This window comes from Chachezhania antarctica, from assembly GCF_003646465.1.
Classification (GTDB): domain Bacteria; phylum Pseudomonadota; class Alphaproteobacteria; order Rhodobacterales; family Rhodobacteraceae; genus Chachezhania; species Chachezhania antarctica.
This window is the reverse complement of sequence record NZ_QZEX01000004.1, coordinates 377,637-394,026: the sequence shown is the minus strand read 5'-3', so window position 1 is coordinate 394,026 and position 16,390 is coordinate 377,637. Positions and strand designations below refer to the sequence as shown.

18 protein-coding genes, 1 tRNA gene and 3 pseudogenes are annotated in these 16,390 nt (G+C 64.3%); 14 read left to right on the top strand and 8 right to left on the bottom strand.

Annotation, left to right across the window (positions count from 1 at the left end):
* Nucleotides 1–74: 74 nt before the first annotated feature.
* The 8 genes and pseudogenes from D4754_RS10895 to D4754_RS10860 all read left to right on the top strand — a co-directional run.
* A complete protein-coding gene (locus D4754_RS10895; protein WP_121063361.1) occupies nucleotides 75–365 on the top strand; it encodes a hypothetical protein in 291 nt (96 codons plus the stop codon).
* A gap of 6 nt (nucleotides 366–371) precedes the next feature.
* Nucleotides 372–719, top strand: a complete 348-nt coding sequence (locus tag D4754_RS10890) for a hypothetical protein (RefSeq protein WP_240453842.1) — start codon at nucleotides 372–374, stop codon at nucleotides 717–719.
* A complete protein-coding gene (locus D4754_RS10885; RefSeq protein WP_121063357.1) occupies nucleotides 716–1,000 on the top strand; it encodes a hypothetical protein in 285 nt (94 codons plus the stop codon). The genes D4754_RS10890 and D4754_RS10885 overlap by 4 nt, the downstream gene beginning before the upstream one ends.
* 78 nt (nucleotides 1,001–1,078) lie before the next feature.
* Entirely contained in the window at nucleotides 1,079–1,933 is an 855-nt protein-coding gene (locus D4754_RS10880) for a glycoside hydrolase family 19 protein (RefSeq protein ID WP_121063355.1), read from the top strand.
* A gap of 59 nt (nucleotides 1,934–1,992) precedes the next feature.
* Nucleotides 1,993–2,343, top strand: coding sequence for a hypothetical protein (locus D4754_RS10875; protein ID WP_121063353.1), 351 nt, complete (start codon nucleotides 1,993–1,995; stop codon nucleotides 2,341–2,343).
* Nucleotides 2,344–2,411: 68 nt separating this feature from the next.
* Nucleotides 2,412–2,852 carry a hypothetical protein gene (locus D4754_RS10870; RefSeq protein ID WP_121063350.1) on the top strand — a complete coding sequence of 147 codons (441 nt, stop codon included), beginning with the start codon at nucleotides 2,412–2,414 and terminating at the stop codon, nucleotides 2,850–2,852.
* A gap of 296 nt (nucleotides 2,853–3,148) precedes the next feature.
* Nucleotides 3,149–3,238 (top strand) — tRNA-Ser (locus D4754_RS10865).
* Nucleotides 3,239–3,516: 278 nt separating this feature from the next.
* Nucleotides 3,517–3,756 (top strand): annotated as a pseudogene (locus D4754_RS10860) (transposase); the annotation flags it as partial.
* Here the strand turns inward: D4754_RS10860 and D4754_RS24705 are convergent.
* Nucleotides 3,756–3,875: pseudogene (locus tag D4754_RS24705) on the bottom strand (DUF6441 family protein); the annotation flags it as partial. The pseudogenes D4754_RS10860 and D4754_RS24705 sit on opposite strands and share 1 nt — an antisense overlap.
* Nucleotides 3,876–3,922: 47 nt before the next feature.
* On the opposite strand from D4754_RS24705, the pseudogene D4754_RS10855 reads away from it, so the two are divergent.
* A pseudogene (locus D4754_RS10855) lies at nucleotides 3,923–4,540 on the top strand (DDE-type integrase/transposase/recombinase); the annotation flags it as partial.
* A 90-nt stretch (nucleotides 4,541–4,630) separates the two neighbouring features.
* The gene (locus D4754_RS10850) at nucleotides 4,631–5,185 is read left to right on the top strand and encodes an RNA polymerase sigma factor (protein ID WP_240453841.1); all 555 of its coding nucleotides are present in this window, start codon (nucleotides 4,631–4,633) and stop codon (nucleotides 5,183–5,185) included.
* A gap of 14 nt (nucleotides 5,186–5,199) precedes the next feature.
* On the opposite strand, the gene D4754_RS10845 is transcribed toward D4754_RS10850, so the two are convergent.
* Nucleotides 5,200–5,772, bottom strand: a complete 573-nt coding sequence (locus tag D4754_RS10845) for a hypothetical protein (protein ID WP_121063346.1) — start codon at nucleotides 5,770–5,772, stop codon at nucleotides 5,200–5,202.
* A 221-nt stretch (nucleotides 5,773–5,993) separates the two neighbouring features.
* On the opposite strand from D4754_RS10845, the gene D4754_RS10840 reads away from it, so the two are divergent.
* Together D4754_RS10840 and D4754_RS10835 are read left to right on the top strand one after the other, a co-directional pair.
* Nucleotides 5,994–7,166: a S8 family serine peptidase gene (locus D4754_RS10840; RefSeq protein WP_240453840.1), complete on the top strand. Its 1,173-nt coding sequence runs from the start codon at nucleotides 5,994–5,996 to the stop codon at nucleotides 7,164–7,166.
* Between the two features lie 135 nt (nucleotides 7,167–7,301).
* Nucleotides 7,302–7,700, top strand: a complete 399-nt coding sequence (locus tag D4754_RS10835) for a c-type cytochrome (RefSeq protein ID WP_240453839.1) — start codon at nucleotides 7,302–7,304, stop codon at nucleotides 7,698–7,700.
* A 13-nt stretch (nucleotides 7,701–7,713) separates the two neighbouring features.
* On the opposite strand, the gene D4754_RS10830 is transcribed toward D4754_RS10835, so the two are convergent.
* From D4754_RS10830 to D4754_RS10805, 6 genes are all read right to left on the bottom strand, one after another.
* Nucleotides 7,714–8,613 (bottom strand): 2-hydroxyacid dehydrogenase, encoded by a 900-nt coding sequence (locus D4754_RS10830; protein WP_121063344.1) that lies wholly within the window; start codon nucleotides 8,611–8,613, stop codon nucleotides 7,714–7,716.
* On the bottom strand, nucleotides 8,610–10,223 hold the full coding sequence (locus D4754_RS10825; protein WP_121063342.1) for an ABC transporter ATP-binding protein: 1,614 nt from the start codon (nucleotides 10,221–10,223) through the stop codon (nucleotides 8,610–8,612). The genes D4754_RS10830 and D4754_RS10825 overlap by 4 nt, the downstream gene beginning before the upstream one ends.
* Nucleotides 10,220–11,053 carry an ABC transporter permease gene (locus D4754_RS10820; RefSeq protein WP_121063340.1) on the bottom strand — a complete coding sequence of 278 codons (834 nt, stop codon included), beginning with the start codon at nucleotides 11,051–11,053 and terminating at the stop codon, nucleotides 10,220–10,222. The genes D4754_RS10825 and D4754_RS10820 overlap by 4 nt, the downstream gene beginning before the upstream one ends.
* Nucleotides 11,054–11,056: 3 nt before the next feature.
* The gene (locus D4754_RS10815; RefSeq protein ID WP_121063338.1) at nucleotides 11,057–12,034 is read right to left on the bottom strand and encodes an ABC transporter permease; all 978 of its coding nucleotides are present in this window, start codon (nucleotides 12,032–12,034) and stop codon (nucleotides 11,057–11,059) included.
* Nucleotides 12,035–12,123: 89 nt separating this feature from the next.
* Nucleotides 12,124–13,671 carry an ABC transporter substrate-binding protein gene (locus D4754_RS10810; RefSeq protein WP_121063336.1) on the bottom strand — a complete coding sequence of 516 codons (1,548 nt, stop codon included), beginning with the start codon at nucleotides 13,669–13,671 and terminating at the stop codon, nucleotides 12,124–12,126.
* A gap of 71 nt (nucleotides 13,672–13,742) precedes the next feature.
* Nucleotides 13,743–14,513: a class II aldolase/adducin family protein gene (locus D4754_RS10805; RefSeq protein WP_121063334.1), complete on the bottom strand. Its 771-nt coding sequence runs from the start codon at nucleotides 14,511–14,513 to the stop codon at nucleotides 13,743–13,745.
* A 135-nt stretch (nucleotides 14,514–14,648) separates the two neighbouring features.
* Between D4754_RS10805 and D4754_RS10800 the strand changes: the two genes are divergently transcribed.
* The gene (locus tag D4754_RS10800) at nucleotides 14,649–15,368 is read left to right on the top strand and encodes a GntR family transcriptional regulator (RefSeq protein ID WP_240453838.1); all 720 of its coding nucleotides are present in this window, start codon (nucleotides 14,649–14,651) and stop codon (nucleotides 15,366–15,368) included.
* The gene (locus D4754_RS10795) at nucleotides 15,365–16,387 is read left to right on the top strand and encodes a histone deacetylase family protein (RefSeq protein ID WP_121063332.1); all 1,023 of its coding nucleotides are present in this window, start codon (nucleotides 15,365–15,367) and stop codon (nucleotides 16,385–16,387) included. Before D4754_RS10800 ends, D4754_RS10795 begins: the two co-directional genes overlap by 4 nt.
* Nucleotides 16,388–16,390: the final 3 nt, after the last annotated feature.

Sequence of the window (16,390 nt, the reverse complement as noted above, 5' to 3'; positions counted from 1 at the left end):
CGCGCAGGTGTCCGGTATCTTCCTGAACGGCTGATAGCCGGCTTCACTCCTCAACCCTCAGAAAGGAATTTCCCATGGCAAGTCTTTCGCAGCTCTGCACCTTCGACATGAATGTGTGGATCAACCAAATCCGCACCGACATGAATGTCGTCCTGGACGACCGGACGCGGCTTTGCATGTTCTATTCGCTGGATCCGCGCGAGATCGGCCTGTTCGTGGATGGTCACCGGGTGGCGACCTTTCGCGAAGAGGGCGCGCCGATCCGCCACGAGCCCAACATTGCCGCGGGCGTGCCCGAGTATCCCGATCATGCGGAGGTGTCCGAGGCCAGGATCGCCGAGGCCTCGGCTTACTTCGCGAGCTGATCGGTCGTGACTGACAACGAATGGGCGCACCCTCTGATCGTGCGCGCGATCGGCTCTGCAATCGGAGTGATTGCATCAATGATCGTCGTGGCTCCGGCAGGAACGCGCAATGCGCTGTATCGGGGCTTGGTCGGCGCCGTTATGGGCTTCGTCTTCGCGCCAGTTGCGCCGCACCTCTGGGGTCTCGACTTTCTGGCCGGCGAAAACCTTGACGTGGTGCTGGCGCGCGGCGCCGCGATGGGTTTCGTGATCTGGTGGATCTTGGAGCTGATCGCCAGGCTTCTGTCATCTAGCGAATGGGTTGATCGGTTGGTTAAGGAGCTGGCGCGCAAGCGGGCGGGTGGAGGCGAATGAGCCTTTGGTATCTGTCCCTTGTGCTGGCGATCGCCGACGTTGCATCGGCCGTCATGCTGGCTGCAATGGTGTTGCGACTGCGGTGCGCCCTGCGCTTGTCGCTCTGGACGCGGGGCCTGATTGCAATGTTGGCCGTGTGCCTGTGCCTTCATGCGGTCGAGCAGGTCAACCTGCTCTACAACTATCGGCCGCCGCGGGCGTTCACCTGGATTGGCGTCATGCTGTCAATGCACGGTGTGATCGCTGCCTGCTACTGGCGGACCTTCGTGCGACTGCCCTGAGCCGCTGACCGTCGCCAAAATCTAAACGCTACCGCGCCGCGCTGCGGTGGCTCAATCCAGAAACCGGAAGGGCAACCCATGCTCAATATCGAAATGCTCGAGGCGATTTCTAATCGGGCTGCAAATAGCAACATGCGTTCGGCGATCGCGGGGATCGAGGCGGGGAACAAGGTCGCAGAGATCTGCCGGCCGCATATCTTGGCGCAGTACATCGCGCAGCTCGGACACGAAAGCGCGGGCTTTCGGTACGACCGCGAGGTTTGGGGGCCGACGAGGGCGCAGCTCGGATATGAGGGCCGCGCGGATCTCGGGAACGTCCGGCCGGGTGATGGCTCGCGTTTTCGCGGGCGCACGGCAATTCAGATCACCGGCCGGGCGAACACGGCCGCTTTCCGGGATTGGTGCCGGGCCGAGATCTCGGCCGCCTGCCCTGATTTCGAGGCGGATCCGGATCTCATGTTGACGGATCCTTGGGAGGGTCTCGGGCCGGTCTGGTATTGGGCAACCCGAGATCTCGATCGTTATGCCGAAACCGGCGATATCGAAATGATCACGCGGCGGATCAACGGCGGGCTCAATGGCTACGCCGATCGGCTGGCGTGGTACGCGCGCGCCGCCCTGGTGCTCCTCGGCTTTGCGCCTGACGATGTGCGCGGCTTTCAACGGTCGGTCGGGCTCAGGGTTGACGGGATCTCGGGCGAAAATACGCGTGGCGCGCTGCATGCCGGCCTGGTCGAGCTCGACCGGATCGAGGCGGAAGGCGGCCGGGGTGTCGAGCCGGATCCTTTCACGGCGGCCGGCGAGCTCATGCTCCGGATAACGGCGGCGCAGGACACGCTCGCGCTAGCGGGTCAGGCGATCGCGCAGGGGCAAGAGGCGCTCGCGCAGGCGCAGGACGATCTCGAGACGTATCTCGCGACCGCGCAGGTCTAAGGCCGTCACGGGGCGGATCCAAACGCCGTCACGGGCGGCAAAATTCGAAAGGCAATCCAATGAAAGAAATACTGACGGCTTTTGAGCCGGCTCTGATCTATCTCCTCGGCCTCTTGATCACTGCGGCCGTGGGGCTGGCGGCAAAGAAGATGACGGAATTGACCGGCCTCGAGATCGAGGCGCGACATCGGATCGCTCTGACCGAGGCGCTCAAATCTGGCGCGGCGGCCAGCGTCAAGAATGGGCCGGATGCCGGACTTGAGGCGGTGAAGCGCGCGGCGATCGCGCATGCCCACGGCTCGGCTCCGAAGGCTATCGCCAAGCTTCGGCCGACCTACCAAGTGCTTGACACGATCGCAGAGCGATATGCCAGCGAAGCCCAAGCGGGTCGCGGCGCGGGGCATGACTAATCCGTTCTGATCCGCCGCGCCTTCTGGTGATCGGCCACGGGGGGCACGGGAAGGACACGGCCGGGCGCATGCTCGGCCGTGTCTTGCGTTGCGGGGCGATCTCCTCGAGCGCCTACGCCGCCGAGCGCGCGGTCTGGCCGATCGTGGCGGCGCGGGGCTTGTGGCCGGACTGGCGCGCGATGCATGCCGATCGCGGTATGCATCGGGAAATGTGGTTTCACGCAATCCGGGCCTACAACCTTGCGCCGGGCGCAAGCCTTGCAGAGCAGATCCTCGCCGAGCGCGCGATCTATGTCGGCATGCGCTCGCGTGAGGAGTTCGCCGCGGCACGCGGTTTGTTCGATTGCGTGATCTGGATCGACGCGGGCCGGCGTCTGCCGATCGAGGATCCCTCCTCAATGGAGCTAGAGCAATGCGATGCCGATCGGGTTCTCGACAACAATGGAACCGAGGCGGATCTCGCGCGGGGGGTGGCGGCGCTCGCCCTGGCGCTGCGCGCGCACGAATGAATAGCGCCCGGCGCTTGGGGGCGCCGGGCGAGTCGAGGGGAGGAGGTTGGGAAGGTGCGGACAGGAGCCGCGATCTCAGATTGCACAAGATTATGTGCCACGCAAACAAAAAATATCACTGCCGTAGGAACAAAAGCGAACGGGGCTGCACGGATTTTGCACGTTTTGCACGTCGAAGCGGGGGAAATCCCGGTGAATTACGGTGAAAACCAATAAAAACAGGGGTTTGTGCAATCTGCCCCTATGTACAAAAAAACGCTTGTATCTCCAAGGTGTTACCGGCTATTCCCGGCGGCGGAGACGTGGCCGAGTGGTCGAAGGCGCTCCCCTGCTAAGGGAGTAAACGGGAAACCGTTTCGAGGGTTCGAATCCCTTCGTCTCCGCCACTTGCCCTAGCGAAAGCGTTCTTACGATCCGGCCGCTGCCGGATTTTTTCGTTGTTTTCGAGGGTTATGCGGGAGGGGCTGAGCACTGGCCCAGGCATCAAGAGAACCGGAAGCGGTCTCCCAGGGGCGATATTCTCCGGACCTCATGACTGCGCAGATTTGGTGAACATCTTTTAATATATTGTTATAATGTGGTTTTTCTAAGTTTCGACTGACCTTCCCCCCGCGAGATCCCTCAGTCTGATGTAGAGTCTGCTCAACCGCGAAGGAGCAGACGAATGAGGAAGAGCCGTTTCACCGAGGCGCAGATAATCGGGATGATCAAGAAGCAGGAGGCCGGGATGGCGACCGCGGAGGTGAGCCGCAAGCACGGCCTGAGTCCGGCGACGTTCTACAAGGTGAAGTCCAAGTATGGTGGCATGGAGGTTTCCGGGGCCGCCAGGCTGAAGGCGCTGGAAGACGAGAATGCCAAGCTCAAGCGCCTGCTGGCCGACACCATGCTCGACAATGTCGTCCTGATCCGGCCACCGCGCAGGGACTTGCCTGCGGCGGACAGCGGGATCGCCAGCCAGAAACCATCTTTGGAGCGGATCAGCGGACCCGTGTCATGCGTGTCCACGATGACGGGGGCCCGCGAGATCGTAGCTCGTGGAGACGCGCTCGGCCTCGCGGGCGCGGGTAGCAACCGCATCGGTGTGGCGCAATCGCGACAGCGTTCACGACCGCAGCCACACAGCGCATCGCTTGCAGATCACTCTGACGCCGGCGCAGGAGGTGGTGGCGGTGTCTCTGCGCAAGACCCTGCTCCTGCCGCTTGACGATCTTCGCTCGGTGATGCGGAAGTTTCTGAACCCGAACGTCGCGCGCTCTGGGCTGGACCGCTGTCTGCGTCGGCATGGAGCCGGTAGCCTGCGAGACCTGAAGCCTGCCGCGCCGCGGCCTGCGGATAAACCCTTCAAGGCTTACGAGCCAGGCTATCGCCATCTCGATGTGAAATACCTATCGCAAATTGCGGACGAGGACCGCCGCCGGTATCTGTTCGTCGCAATTGACCGAGCCGCCCGCTGGGTCTTCGTGCGCATTTACCCGACGAAGACGACAGCCAACGCGCGCCGCTTCCTGCGAGACGTGGAACGGGCGGCGCCGATGCAGAACACCCGGGTGCTCACGGACAACGGTAAGGAGTTCACGGATCGTCTGTGCGGCCTGCGCAAGCGCGCGGCCACCGGGAACCACGACTTCGACCGTCCCTGCGCAGATCTCGGCATCGAGCATCGTCTGGCCCCGCCCATGCATCCCAGACCAACGGCATGGTCATGGGCTGTACCGGCGGACCGGAATTGCGACCCTGCGGTCGTTCGATTAGTGGTACGGAAAGCAACTTAAAAGGAAATGGCGATGTGTCCGGACACGCCAAGGGATGACAAGCAGCTGCTCGCTGCCGTCGCACGCGGCGACAAGGCGGCGATGCAGGTATTGTATCAGCGGCATCACGATCCGCTGTACGGGTTCATCCGGTCCCGGTGCGGCGACGAGGCGCTGGCGATGGATGTGGTTCAGGACGCGATGCTGGATGTCTGGCGCAGTGCCGCGCGGTTCTCGGGCAAATCCTCGGTGCGGACATGGATCTTCGCCATCGGGCGCAACAAGCTGGTCGACCGCATCCGGCGGTCGTCGCAGCTGTCCTATGTCGACGAGGTGCCCGAGCAGGTCGACGAGACGCCCGATGCCGCCGAAATCATCGCCGCGTCGCAGGATGCCGGGCGCTTGCGGGCGTGCCTCGATAAGCTGAAGAAGGTGCAACTGGCGGTCATCCGCCTCGCCTTCTTTGACGAGCTTCCCTATGGCGAGATCGCCGAGATCGAAGGCGTGCCCGTTGGCACGGTCAAGACGCGCATCCACCACGCCAAGCAGGCGCTGATGCATTGCCTTGGCACCCCGGCGTGACCCCGGTGAGACGTTCAGGGCCGCGACAGGGCCGTGACGCGCGGATCGTCGGCCAGCGCCGCCTCGGCTGCGTCCCGGGCTGCCTCATCGTCGAAGCTCAGGGTGTAAAGGCCAATGGCCCCCGGCCCTTCGGTGATACGCGCGCCGATCCGTTGCAGAAGCGCCGTGAGGTCCGCCAGCGCCACGTCTTCGGCGAAAGCCACGCGCAGCGCATGTCGTGCCTCCGCCTCCTCAGTTACGGTCACGTAACCCGGCCCCTGCCCCGGCAATTTCGGCACCACGCCGAACTGCCAGACCGCCACCGTAGCACCGATGATGCAGGCGACCTTCAGCAGGGTCAGCGGCCGGTTGGTGTTGGCCGGTTGTGGCACGCGTTCGGCATCTATGGCCGCCGACAGACGGTCCCACCCGGCCGCGCGCGCGCCGTCCGGCACCTGCGCCCGCCCCAGTTCGCTGGCCGCGGCGCGGAGCGCCGTGACCTCGGCCTCCAGCGCGGGGGTGCGGGCCATCTCGGCCTCAAAGGCTACGCGTTCCTCTTCGGAAAGCCGGCCCTGCATGTAGTCGATCAGTCGGTCGTCCTGGTCCATCACCGGATCCTGTTTTCTTGTGCGAATCTTCCAGACTTCAGGGCGGAAAAGAAGATCCGATCTGAAGCGGCGCCGCCAACGTGCATGTGTTGTCCCCCTATGGTCGCGCGGGATGCCGGGGTGGTTCAAAAAAAGTCGGTCCGTCGCGCTGACCGCCCGGCATGGGCGGTATATCCACGAAAAAGATTGAACCGATCCGACCCAAGGAACGACCATCAGGTATGAAACAGAGCCCCATCCTTCCCCGCCCCGTCCGCGCGACACTGCTGGCCGGCCTTCTGGGCCTGGCCGCCTGCGCAAGCTATGAACTCAACCCGCCCGCGCCCGAGATGATCCGCGCCGACGCAGGTCAGGTCACCGACCCGCGCGAGATCGTGGCGCTGGTGCCCGATGCGGCCTCGGCCTCCCGCCTGCTGACGGGCGCCACGGCGCAAGGCTTCGTGTTGCGCGAGCAGGACGATCTGCCCGCGCTCGACATGAAGATGCTCAGCTTCACCATACCGGAGCCGCTGGACGGCCCCGGCGCCATCGCCGCGCTGGAAACGATCGAGCCGCGTTCTACCGCGGGCGTGAACCACGCCTACAAGCCCGCAAGCACCGGGTCGCTCGATTATGCCGATGCGCTGATGAGCTGGCCCGATTCCCCCTGCCGGGCCCTTGGGCCTATCGGGATGCTGGATACGGCCATCGACAGCTCGATCCCCGAACTCGCGGGCGTGACCATCCACCAGGCCAGTTTCCAGCGTGGCACGGCCGCCGACCCGCGCCACGGGACCGAGGTCGCCTCGGTCCTCGCGAATCCGCGGCGGCTGACCGGCGTGACGCTCTACAATGCCTCCGTGATCGGAAAGTCGGCGCGCGGGCAGGACGAATCCGGGGTCGACAGCCTGCTGCTGGCGCTGGACTGGCTGGCGCAGAACGGTGTGCGGCTGGTGAACATCAGCCTTGCCGGGCCGTATAACAAGCTGCTGGACCGCGGCATCGACCGGGCCGAGGCGCAGGGCATGACAATCGTCGCGGCCGTGGGCAATGACGGCGCGGCGGCCAATCCACGCTACCCGGCAGCGCTTGGCAACGTCATCGCGGTGACAGCCGTCGATGCCGACCGGCGGGTCTACCGGAAGGCCGGACAGGGCAGCTTTGTCGATGTTGCGGCACCCGGTGTGGACGTGATGGTTGAAATGGGCGGACGGACGCGGTTCGCGACCGGTACGTCCATCGCCACGCCCTTCGTGACGGCACGGCTGGCATCTGACCCGACGCTTTATACCGCGCCGGCGAATGCCGTGCGAAACGAGCTGGCGAAATCCGCCGTGGATCTGGGCGCGCCCGGCAACGATCCTGTCTATGGGGTCGGCCTTGTCGTGGCGAGTGATGCGTGCAGCCCGGGCTGACGGCCCGCGGTGGTGTTAAGGCATCACTGCAGAGTCCGCCGGCGGCCGGGGCTTCGTTGTTCCGGCCTGACGTGCGATGATCAGTCGAAAGTACCAAGCAGGCCGAAGATGGGCGGAGGAAAGATGAAAATTGTCATGCGTGTAGTGACCCCGGCAGCGGCGGCCCTTGCCGTCGCCGCCTGTGGCCAGGACCGGATGCCCGACGCGACGGACGGCATGGCGTTCTTTGTGGACAACTGCGTGGAATGCCACGGCAGCGACGCGCGCGGCGATGGCCCGCTGGCCGCCGGTCTGGCGAAGAAACCGACCGACCTTACGGTGCTGGCCCGGGACAACGGCGGCGTGTTCCCGGCGGCAGAGGCACTGAGCTATATCTACGGCGAACCGGGCTCCAGCCATCTGTCCCGGGTGATGCCCGAATTCGGGGGCGCGATGGAAGATGACCTAGTGCCTGTCGAGATCGACGGGATCCTTACGCCCACCCCACGCGAACTGGCCGGGCTGCTGGCCTACCTCGAAAGCATCCAGCGATAGGCTGCGGCCCGCTTCACGCGGGCTGAAGCTCCCTCAGCCGGGCGATGATCGAACCGGTGACGTTCTTCGCTTCGGCCAGACTGGCGCTGTGGGGCGTGATCACGATGCGCGGATGGGTCCACAGCGGATCTTCCGGCGGCAGCGGTTCGGTGGCGAAGACATCCATCGTGGCGCCGGACATATGGCCTTCGTCGATCATCCGGATCAGGTCGGGTTCCACCACCTGCCCGCCACGGCCGATCTGGATCAACGATGCGCGCTTGGGCAGCTTGGCGAAAAGGTCCGCGTTCAGCATGCCCTTCGTCTGGGGCGTCAGCGGCAGGACGTTCACAAGGATGTTCGTTCCCGCCAGGAATTCGTCCAGCTGGTCGCCGTGATAATGCGTCACGCCGGGATGCGGATCGGGCGCGCTGCGCGAAAAGCCCGAAACGGGGTAGCCAAGCCCCGTCAGCCCCGTCGCGATGGCACGTCCCAGAAAACCGAAGCCCAGGATGCCGATGCGCCTGCGCTCCGGCGACATGCTCATGGTCACCCGGGACCATTCGCTTTTGCGCTGCATCTCCAGCGTGTGGAACATGTTCCGGTGATGCCAGATCACATGGAAGGCGACATAGCCCGCCATCTGCAGCGCCTGGTCATCGTCCTTCACCGGGTAAAGCGGTACGTGCGTCGGCAGCGACGGGCAGATGTCGATCGCATCCGTCCCGGCACCGGCCGAAAAGACCGCCTTGAGGTTGGACATGCCGGTGAACAGGCCCGGCGCGGGGCGGAACGTCAGCACGAAATCGACCTCCGCCGGATCGGTGATCTCGTCCTTGCCCAACAGTTCGATGTCCGGCGCCTGCGCTTCGAAATGTTTTCGGTAGAACTGCATCAGGTCGATGCCGCCTTCAGATGTGATCACGCCCTTCATGCGTCCACGTTCTCCTTCGCCCAGTCGGCGCCGGGAACCGCCGCCAGAAGCTGACGGGTATAGGCCTGCTGGGGCGAAAGGAAAATATCGTGGACGGTGCCGATTTCGACAAGCTTGCCCTTCTGCATCACCGCGATCCGGTCGCACAGCTGCGCCGCGACACGCAGGTCGTGGGTGATGAAAAGGATCGACAGGTCGAACCGTTCGCGCAGGTCGCGCAGAAGGTCCAGCACCTGCGCCTGGATCGACACGTCGAGCGCCGAAACCGCCTCGTCCGCGATGATCAGTTCCGGGTCCATGGCCAGCGCGCGCGCGATGCCGATCCGCTGCCGCTGCCCGCCGGAGAATTCGTGCGGATAGCGGGTGGCGGCCTCGGCGCCCAAGCCCACGATCTCCAGGAGTTCGCGGGCGCGTTCCTGTGCCTTGGCCCTGGGCACACCGTTGGTGATGGGCCCCGCCGTCAAAGCGCCCATGATCCGTTGCCGGGGGTTGAGCGAGGCATAGGGATCCTGGAACACCATCTGCACCTTGTGGCGTTCCTTGCGCAGTTCCTCATCCGACAGAGCCGCCAGATCGGTGCCCCCGACCATCACCTGTCCGCCATCCGGCGTGACCAGCCGAACCGCCGTCCGCCCCAGCGTCGACTTGCCGGAGCCGCTTTCGCCCACCAGCCCCAGCACCTCGCCCCGCGCAACGGTCAGGGACACATCGTCCACCGCGCGCACCTCGCGCACGGGTTTGAAAAGGCCCCCGCCGGTGCGATAGATCTTGCGCAGGCCGCGGATTTCCAGTGCCGGCACGTCGCGCGGCGGGCGGGCCTTGGGCAGCTTGCCCGTCGGGATCGCGTCAAGCAGGCGCTTGGTATAGTCGTGCTGCGGATTGCCCAGCACCTCCGCCGCCCGCCCGCGTTCCACCACCTTGCCTTCACGCATGACGATCACGTGGTCGGCGATTTCCGCCACCACGCCGAAATCGTGGGTGATGAACATCACCGCCATGCCGTGCTTGTCGCGCAGGTCGAGGATCAGTTTCAGGATCTGCGCCTGTGTCGTCACGTCCAGAGCGGTCGTGGGTTCATCGGCGATCAGAAGTTTCGGTTCCAAAGCAAGCGCCATGGCGATCATCGCCCGCTGCCGCTGCCCGCCGGACAGCTGGAACGGATAGGCGCGGATGATCTTTTCGGGGTCCGGCAGGCCGACCTCTCGGATCAGGTGCAACGCCTTTTCGCGACGCTGCGACGGGGTGTAAAGGTCATGGGCCGCGAAGACCTCGGATATCTGTTCCCCGATCCGCATCAGCGGGTTCAGCGCCGTCATCGGCTCCTGGAAGATCATCGCGATCTCGGCGCCGCGCAGCGCCTGCTTGCGCGCCTCGGGCAGGCTCAGCACGTCCTCACCGTTGAAGACGGCCTTGCCGGCCTCGACCGTCACGCCCGGCGGCAGAAGACCCATAAGCGCATTCGCGGTCATCGACTTGCCCGACCCGCTTTCGCCCACGACGCACGTGATCTGGCCCATCTCGATGGCCATATCCATGTCCTTTACCGCGAAACGGCGGTCGGCGCCTTCCGGCAAGCCGATGCTCAGATTGTCTATGACAAGCGTGCTCATGCCCTGCCCTTCCGGCTGAGATGCGGGTTCAGCGCGTCGTTAAGGCCTTCGCCGATCAGGTTCAGCGCCAGAACGGTAATGATGATCGCCACGCCCGGGAAGAACGACAGCCACCAGGCCGACCGGATCACCGTACGTGCCGCGCCGATCATGTAGCCCCAGCTCATCGCGTTGGGATCGCCTAGGCCCAGGAAGGACAGGGAGCTTTCCAGCAGGATCGCGGTCGCCACCATGAGGGACGCCATGACGATGATCGGAGAGACCGTGTTGGGCAGCACCTGCGTGACAAGGATCCGCGGTTTCGACAGGCCCGCCAGCGTGGCGGCATCGACGAATTCGCGCTTGCGGACCGACATGACCTCCGCCCTCACCAGACGGGCCACAGGGGGCCACGAGACGATGGCAATGGCCAGGATGATCGAGGTCAGGTTGGGCTGGAAGATCGCCACCAGCACGATGGCCAGCGCGAAATTGGGGATGGTCTGGAAGAATTCTGTAAAGCGCATCGCGCCTTCATCGACCATGCCGCCGTAGAACCCGGCCAGCGCGCCCAAGGGCACACCGATCAAGAGCGCCACGAGGGTCGAGACGAGCCCCACCAGCAGCGACACCTGCGCGCCGTAGGCCAGTTGCGCGGCGACGTTCCGGCCCAGCGTGTCGGTGCCGAACGGATAGGCGTCCTGCGCGAAGGGCGGCAGGAAGGGCCGCTGCACCATCTGCCACGGCCCGCCGGGGTAGAGCATGGGCGCAATGACGGCGATCACGATCACGGCCAGCAGCAGAACGACACCCACCATGGCCCCGATATTCGAGGAAAAGCGTTTCCACATGGCTCAGGCCCTCGCGCCAATTCGGGGATCGACGATCCGGTAGACGATATCGGTGATCACGTTGAACAGGATCACCATGGCGGCCGAGACGATGAAGACGCCAAGGATCGTGTTGTAATCCCGCGCGGCGAGGCTTTCGAACATCAGCCGCCCGATGCCCGGCCAGGCGAAGACGGTTTCCGTCAGCACCGCGCCGCCCACAAGCTGGCCCGCCTGAAGGCCTGCCAGCGTGACGACCGGCAGTATGGCGTTGCGCAGGATATGGCGGCGGCGGATGGCAGCGCCGCCCAAGCCCTTGGCCTTGGCGGTCTTCACGAAATCGAGCTGGCTGACTTCCAGCATGCTCGCCCGCGTCATGCGCATGTAGACGGCCATGAAGAACAGACCCAGCGTCATCGCGGGCAGGACAAGATGGCGGCCTATGTCGAGGATGCGGGCCATGCCGGTATAGTCGGCGCCCACGGTTTCGAACCCGAAGGCGGGCAGCCAGCCCAGCCAGACGGAAAAGACCAGCACCGCCATCAGCGCGGCCCAGTACAGCGGCGTCGCGTAGAACAGCAGCGCCAGCGTGGTCAGCAGGCTGTCGGAGGCCTTGCCGACCCGGGCCGAGGCCGCGACGCCCAGCCAGATCCCCAGCCCAAGCGAGATGAAGAAGGCCGTCATCGTCAGCAGCAGCGTGGCGGGCAGACGTTCGGCGATCAGCTGCGACACGGGCATGCCCTGCCGGAAGGAATAGCCCAGGTCGAACTGGACGATGCCCCATACATATTTACCCAATTGCAAATAGAACGGCTGATCCAGCCCGAACCGTTCGCGCAATTGCGCGATCATCTGTTCGTCGGCGGCGCCGGCCTCACCGGCCAGAACCACGGCCGGATCGCCCGGCGCGGCGTGCAGCAGGAAGAAATTCAGCACGGCAATGGCCAGAAGCGTCACTGCCGCCTTGGCCACGCGCGAAAGAATGGCGATGAGAATATCCATGTGCCCCCGGATTCCCGTGTGTTGCCTGCCCCGCGATCAGGGGGCGTAAAGGTCGGCGGGCCGCGAACGGCCCGCCGGTCAAAAGGGGCTTACTCTTCGATCCAGGCGTTGCGCGGACCGTCGTTCACACCAATGGCGGTGGTGACCAGATCCTTCACGTTGCAGCGGTAGATGGTCGGGAATTCCAGCTCCATCATCCAGGCCACCGGGACATCGTCCACGATTTCCTTCTGGATCTCGTCATAGGCGGCCTGACGCTCTTCCGGCTTCACCAGCGTCGCGGCCTTGGCCCATTTCTCGTCGAGCGACGGGTTCTCGTAGCCTTCGACGTTGTTCCACGGGCTGCCCTTCTCGATACGGTCGGCGGTGTAGTTCCGAGACACGCCCAAAGCCGGATCGCCGTACTGGTAGAGGTACGTGAAGGCCATGTCGTAGTCCCAGTTGGCCGTCTTCTCATTCCAGCCCGCGACGTCGGTGCTGTCGATCTCGACGTTGATGCCCACCTCGGTCAGGTTCTGGCGCACGGCTTCGGCCCAGCGCTGCCAGGTCTCGCCATAGGGCAGCGGCAGCAGGCGGACCGGCTCGCCGTCATAGCCCATCTCTTCCAGCAGTTCCTTGGCCTTGTCCGGGTTGTGATCGTAGATCGTCACGTCGTCCGAATAGAAGTTGGTCTTGGACGACACCGGGCCCGTGGCCACGTTGCCGAAGCCGTTCCAGACCACGTCCTTCATGAACTCGCGGTCCATGGCGTACATGATCGCCTGGCGGAACTTCTCGTTTGAGGTCGGGCCTTCGCGGTTGTTCAGCCACATCCATGCGTGCGGCGCGAAGAATTCCCAGCCCTTGCCGGTGGTGCAGACGCCCTCCATCTCCGCAAGGCGCGGGATGTCCCAGTTTTCGACCGAGCCGCCGGGCAGCACATCGACTTCACCAGTTTCGAACGCCACGGCACGCGAGGCGGCGTCGGGGATGACGCGGTAGTAGACTTCATCAAGGTAGGGCAGACCGTCGACGTAATAGTCTTCGTTCTTCACCAGGTGGATGAAGCTGCCCTTTTCCCATTCGTTGAACTTGAAGGGGCCGGTGCCGATGGGCGTCGCGTTGGCCTCGTTCGTGGCGTAATCCGTGCCTTCATAGATGTGCTTGGGGATCATCGGCATGGTCGCCGCTTCGAACACGCTGATGAACGGGCCGAAGGGTTCCTTCAGCTTGAACTCCACCGTCAGCGGATCCACCGCGGTGATCGTGTCGACATAGGCCAGCGACGCGCGCAGGCGCGCATGGGTTTCGCGCAGGAACGTATCGGCCGAAAACACGACGTCATCGGCCGTGAAATCCTCGCCATCGTGCCACTTCACGCCCTCTTGCAGCTTGAAGGTGTAGGTCAGCCCGTCGTCCGAGATCTCCCAGCTTTCGGCCAGGCCCGGCATCGGGTTCAGGTCGGTGTCGTAGCGCAGCAGGCCTTCGTAGATGTCGCCGGCGACAAGCTGCGTCGGGCCGTTCTGAACAAGGCCCAGCATCAGGCCGGGCGGCTCGGGCTGCACCACTATGTCAAGCCGGCCGCCTTCCTGCTGCGCGGCCAATGGTGAGGCCAGCGCGGCAGCGACCAGGAATGTCGTCGTTTTCAGAAAGTTCATGTGTCTTCCCCTGTTGGTTTCGAAGTTTTTTCTGACTTTAGCGACCCGCGCTCTGACGGCGCGGTTGATGCTCAGCCCTTGTAGTCGGGATCGTACTTGTCGAGCCGGCGCAGCATGGCGGCCCATTCCGGATCGGGCCTTCCGCTCTCTTCCATGGCATCATAGGCCCTGGCGTACTGGCTGGCCGTGTGTTCGGCCACGTCGTCGGGCAGGACCACCGGCGTCAGCCCCATGCCCAGCGCCGCAATCTGCGCCTTGCAGGATCGTTCCAGGTTCAGCGTCAGCTTCACGGCTTCCGCGACCGACCGGCCCAGCACCAGCGTCCCGTGATTGCGCAACAGCATCAGGTTGCGCTGACCCAGATCCTTCACGATCCGCTCGCGTTCTTCAAGGTTGAGCGCGATGCCTTCGTAATCGTGGAACGCGATCCGGTCATGGAACTGCGCCGACCACTGGTTCAGCGGCAGCAGCCCTTCCTTGATCGACGATACCGCGACACCGGCCACGGTATGGGTATGCAGCACGCAAACCGCATCGTGGCGCGCCATGTGCACGGCGGAATGAATGGTGAAGCCAGCCGCATTCACCCCCGCGCCATAAGGGTCATCCACCACCGCGCCGGATTCATCCACGGTGACAAGGTTCGACGCTGTCACTTCATCGAAACGCAGGCCGTAGGGGTTCAGCAGGAACCGCTTCTCCCCCTCCGGCCCATCGGGCAGGCGGGCCGAGATATGAGTGTAGATGCTGTCGTCCATCCCCTCGAGCGCGATCAGCCGATAGGCGGCGGCCAGATCGCGGCGCAGATCCTGCAGCGTGGTTTCGGGTGCTCCGTCCGGCATGAGACATCCTTTCCATTCGCCCGCCAGATGCGGGCTGTCGCTCTGTGCCCAATCAAAAGGCACACAGGGCGCCCGGGTCAAGGAAATTGTCGACAATCGCCAATACTGCAATTAACCTGCCTAGAGATGCAGCAAATGGGCCTGTCCGCAATGGAGTCACCGCAATCCGCCTCCGGTTTCGCACCGCTTGACCCCGAAGGGCTGGTGAGTCGCGTGGTGGGCGTGTTGTCGAAGGCCATCGTGACACGGCAGTTGCCGCCGGGATCGCGCGTCTCCGAATCGGTAATCGCGCGGGACATGGGAATCAGCCGCGCCCCGGTGCGTGAGGCGGCGCGCCTGCTGGAAGCCTCGGGCCTTGTGGAGTACCGCACCAACCGCGGCTTCTTCGTTCGTCAGGTCACCGCGGACGAGCTGGACAATCTCTACGAGCTTCGGATGGTGATCGAGGTCGCCGCCGCCCGGCGCCTGATCCGGCAGGGGGCGGAAGATACCGTTCGCCGGCTGGAAGCCCAGATCGCCGAACTGCACCGCGTGGCCGACATGGACGCCGACGCGCTGACGCAGGTCGAAGCCGACATGGAGTTCCATCGTCTCCTTTGCGAAGGCAGCGGCAATCCGAAGTTTCAGGCGGTCTTCAATCAGATCGCGATCGAGACCGAATTCTCGATCATGGTTGTCGGCCATATCTACGACGATGCCCATCGCATGGCCGATACCCATCAACCCATTCTGGACGCCATCCGTCACGGCAACGAGGCCGAGGCCGAAGGCGCCCTGCGTTTTCACATCGGCGTGGCGCGCAAGCTCGTCACCGCCCAGTTCCGCAAAATCGAGGAAGGTCAGAGCAAATCATGAGGTGTTTCTACGCGCGTGCGACCGAAGCCCACGATCCCGTCTTCCGCCTGACCCACGGCAAAATCCTGCGCAACGCCGAACAGGCCGAACGCGCGCGTCTGCTGCTGGCCGGGCTGGACCAGCTTTCGCTGACGACCGAAGAACCGCCCGAGGCCCCGCGCGCAGCACTGGAAACGGTACACACGCCCGCGTTCCTGGATTTCCTGGAAACCGCCTGGGACGACTGGCAGAAACTGCCGAATGCCGGGCCCGAGGTCGTGCCGAACGTCTTCCCCCGCGCGTCCTGTTCAACCTATCCGAAAAGCATCGTCGGCAAGGCGGGCTGGCACATGGGCGATACATCGGCCCCCATCGGGGAACACACATGGGACGCCGCCCGCCGCGCGGCCGATTGCGCCATTGCCGCTGCCGACGCGGTTATCGGCGGGGAAAAGGCTGCCTATGCGCTCTGCCGTCCTGCCGGGCACCATACGACCGCGGATATCGCCGCCGGGCATTGCATGATGAACAACTCGGCAATCGCGGCCCAACGTCTGCGCACGGCCTATGACACCGTGGCCACGCTGGATATCGACGTGCATCACGGCAACGGCACGCAGGGCATCTTCTATGACCGCGCCGACGTGCTTTCGATCTCGATCCACGCCGACCCGACCGATTACTATCCCTTCTTCGTCGGCTACGACACGGAAACCGGCGAAGGTGCGGGCGAGGGTTTCAACGTGAACATCCCCCTGCCCCGCAGCACGACCGACGACGCGTGGATCGCCGCCATCGAAAGCGCACTGGAACGTATCGCCGCCTTCACGCCCGGCGCGCTGATGCTGAGCCTCGGGCTCGACGCCCACGAAAACGACCCGCTGCTGGGCATGAAGATCAGCTGGGACGGGTTCCGGCGCGCAGGGAAAATCATCGCCGATGCGGGCTATCCCACCGTGATCGTGCAGGAAGGCGGTTACCTCTCTGAAGATCTGACCACCTCGCTGGTCAGCTTCCTGTCCGGCTACATGGGGCGCTGAACG

What these genes read in the sequence shown, in the direction of transcription:
- D4754_RS10835 (WP_240453839.1), top strand. Translation starts at nt 7,302, where the DNA reads ATGCGTGTAGTGACCCCGGCAGCGGCGGCCCTTGCCGTCGCCGCCTGT.
- D4754_RS10800 (WP_240453838.1), top strand. Translation starts at nt 14,649, where the DNA reads ATGGGCCTGTCCGCAATGGAGTCACCGCAATCCGCCTCCGGTTTCGCA.
- D4754_RS10815 (WP_121063338.1), bottom strand. Translation starts at nt 12,034, where the DNA reads ATGGATATTCTCATCGCCATTCTTTCGCGCGTGGCCAAGGCGGCAGTG.
- D4754_RS10885 (WP_121063357.1), top strand. Translation starts at nt 716, where the DNA reads ATGAGCCTTTGGTATCTGTCCCTTGTGCTGGCGATCGCCGACGTTGCA.
- D4754_RS10845 (WP_121063346.1), bottom strand. Translation starts at nt 5,772, where the DNA reads ATGGACCAGGACGACCGACTGATCGACTACATGCAGGGCCGGCTTTCC.
- D4754_RS10875 (WP_121063353.1), top strand. Translation starts at nt 1,993, where the DNA reads ATGAAAGAAATACTGACGGCTTTTGAGCCGGCTCTGATCTATCTCCTC.
- D4754_RS10805 (WP_121063334.1), bottom strand. Translation starts at nt 14,513, where the DNA reads ATGCCGGACGGAGCACCCGAAACCACGCTGCAGGATCTGCGCCGCGAT.
- D4754_RS10850 (WP_240453841.1), top strand. Translation starts at nt 4,631, where the DNA reads ATGGCGATGTGTCCGGACACGCCAAGGGATGACAAGCAGCTGCTCGCT.
- D4754_RS10880 (WP_121063355.1), top strand. Translation starts at nt 1,079, where the DNA reads ATGCTCAATATCGAAATGCTCGAGGCGATTTCTAATCGGGCTGCAAAT.
- D4754_RS10840 (WP_240453840.1), top strand. Translation starts at nt 5,994, where the DNA reads ATGAAACAGAGCCCCATCCTTCCCCGCCCCGTCCGCGCGACACTGCTG.
- D4754_RS10795 (WP_121063332.1), top strand. Translation starts at nt 15,365, where the DNA reads ATGAGGTGTTTCTACGCGCGTGCGACCGAAGCCCACGATCCCGTCTTC.
- D4754_RS10830 (WP_121063344.1), bottom strand. Translation starts at nt 8,613, where the DNA reads ATGAAGGGCGTGATCACATCTGAAGGCGGCATCGACCTGATGCAGTTC.
- D4754_RS10820 (WP_121063340.1), bottom strand. Translation starts at nt 11,053, where the DNA reads ATGTGGAAACGCTTTTCCTCGAATATCGGGGCCATGGTGGGTGTCGTT.
- D4754_RS10870 (WP_121063350.1), top strand. Translation starts at nt 2,412, where the DNA reads ATGCTCGGCCGTGTCTTGCGTTGCGGGGCGATCTCCTCGAGCGCCTAC.
- D4754_RS10810 (WP_121063336.1), bottom strand. Translation starts at nt 13,671, where the DNA reads ATGAACTTTCTGAAAACGACGACATTCCTGGTCGCTGCCGCGCTGGCC.
- D4754_RS10895 (WP_121063361.1), top strand. Translation starts at nt 75, where the DNA reads ATGGCAAGTCTTTCGCAGCTCTGCACCTTCGACATGAATGTGTGGATC.
- D4754_RS10825 (WP_121063342.1), bottom strand. Translation starts at nt 10,223, where the DNA reads ATGAGCACGCTTGTCATAGACAATCTGAGCATCGGCTTGCCGGAAGGC.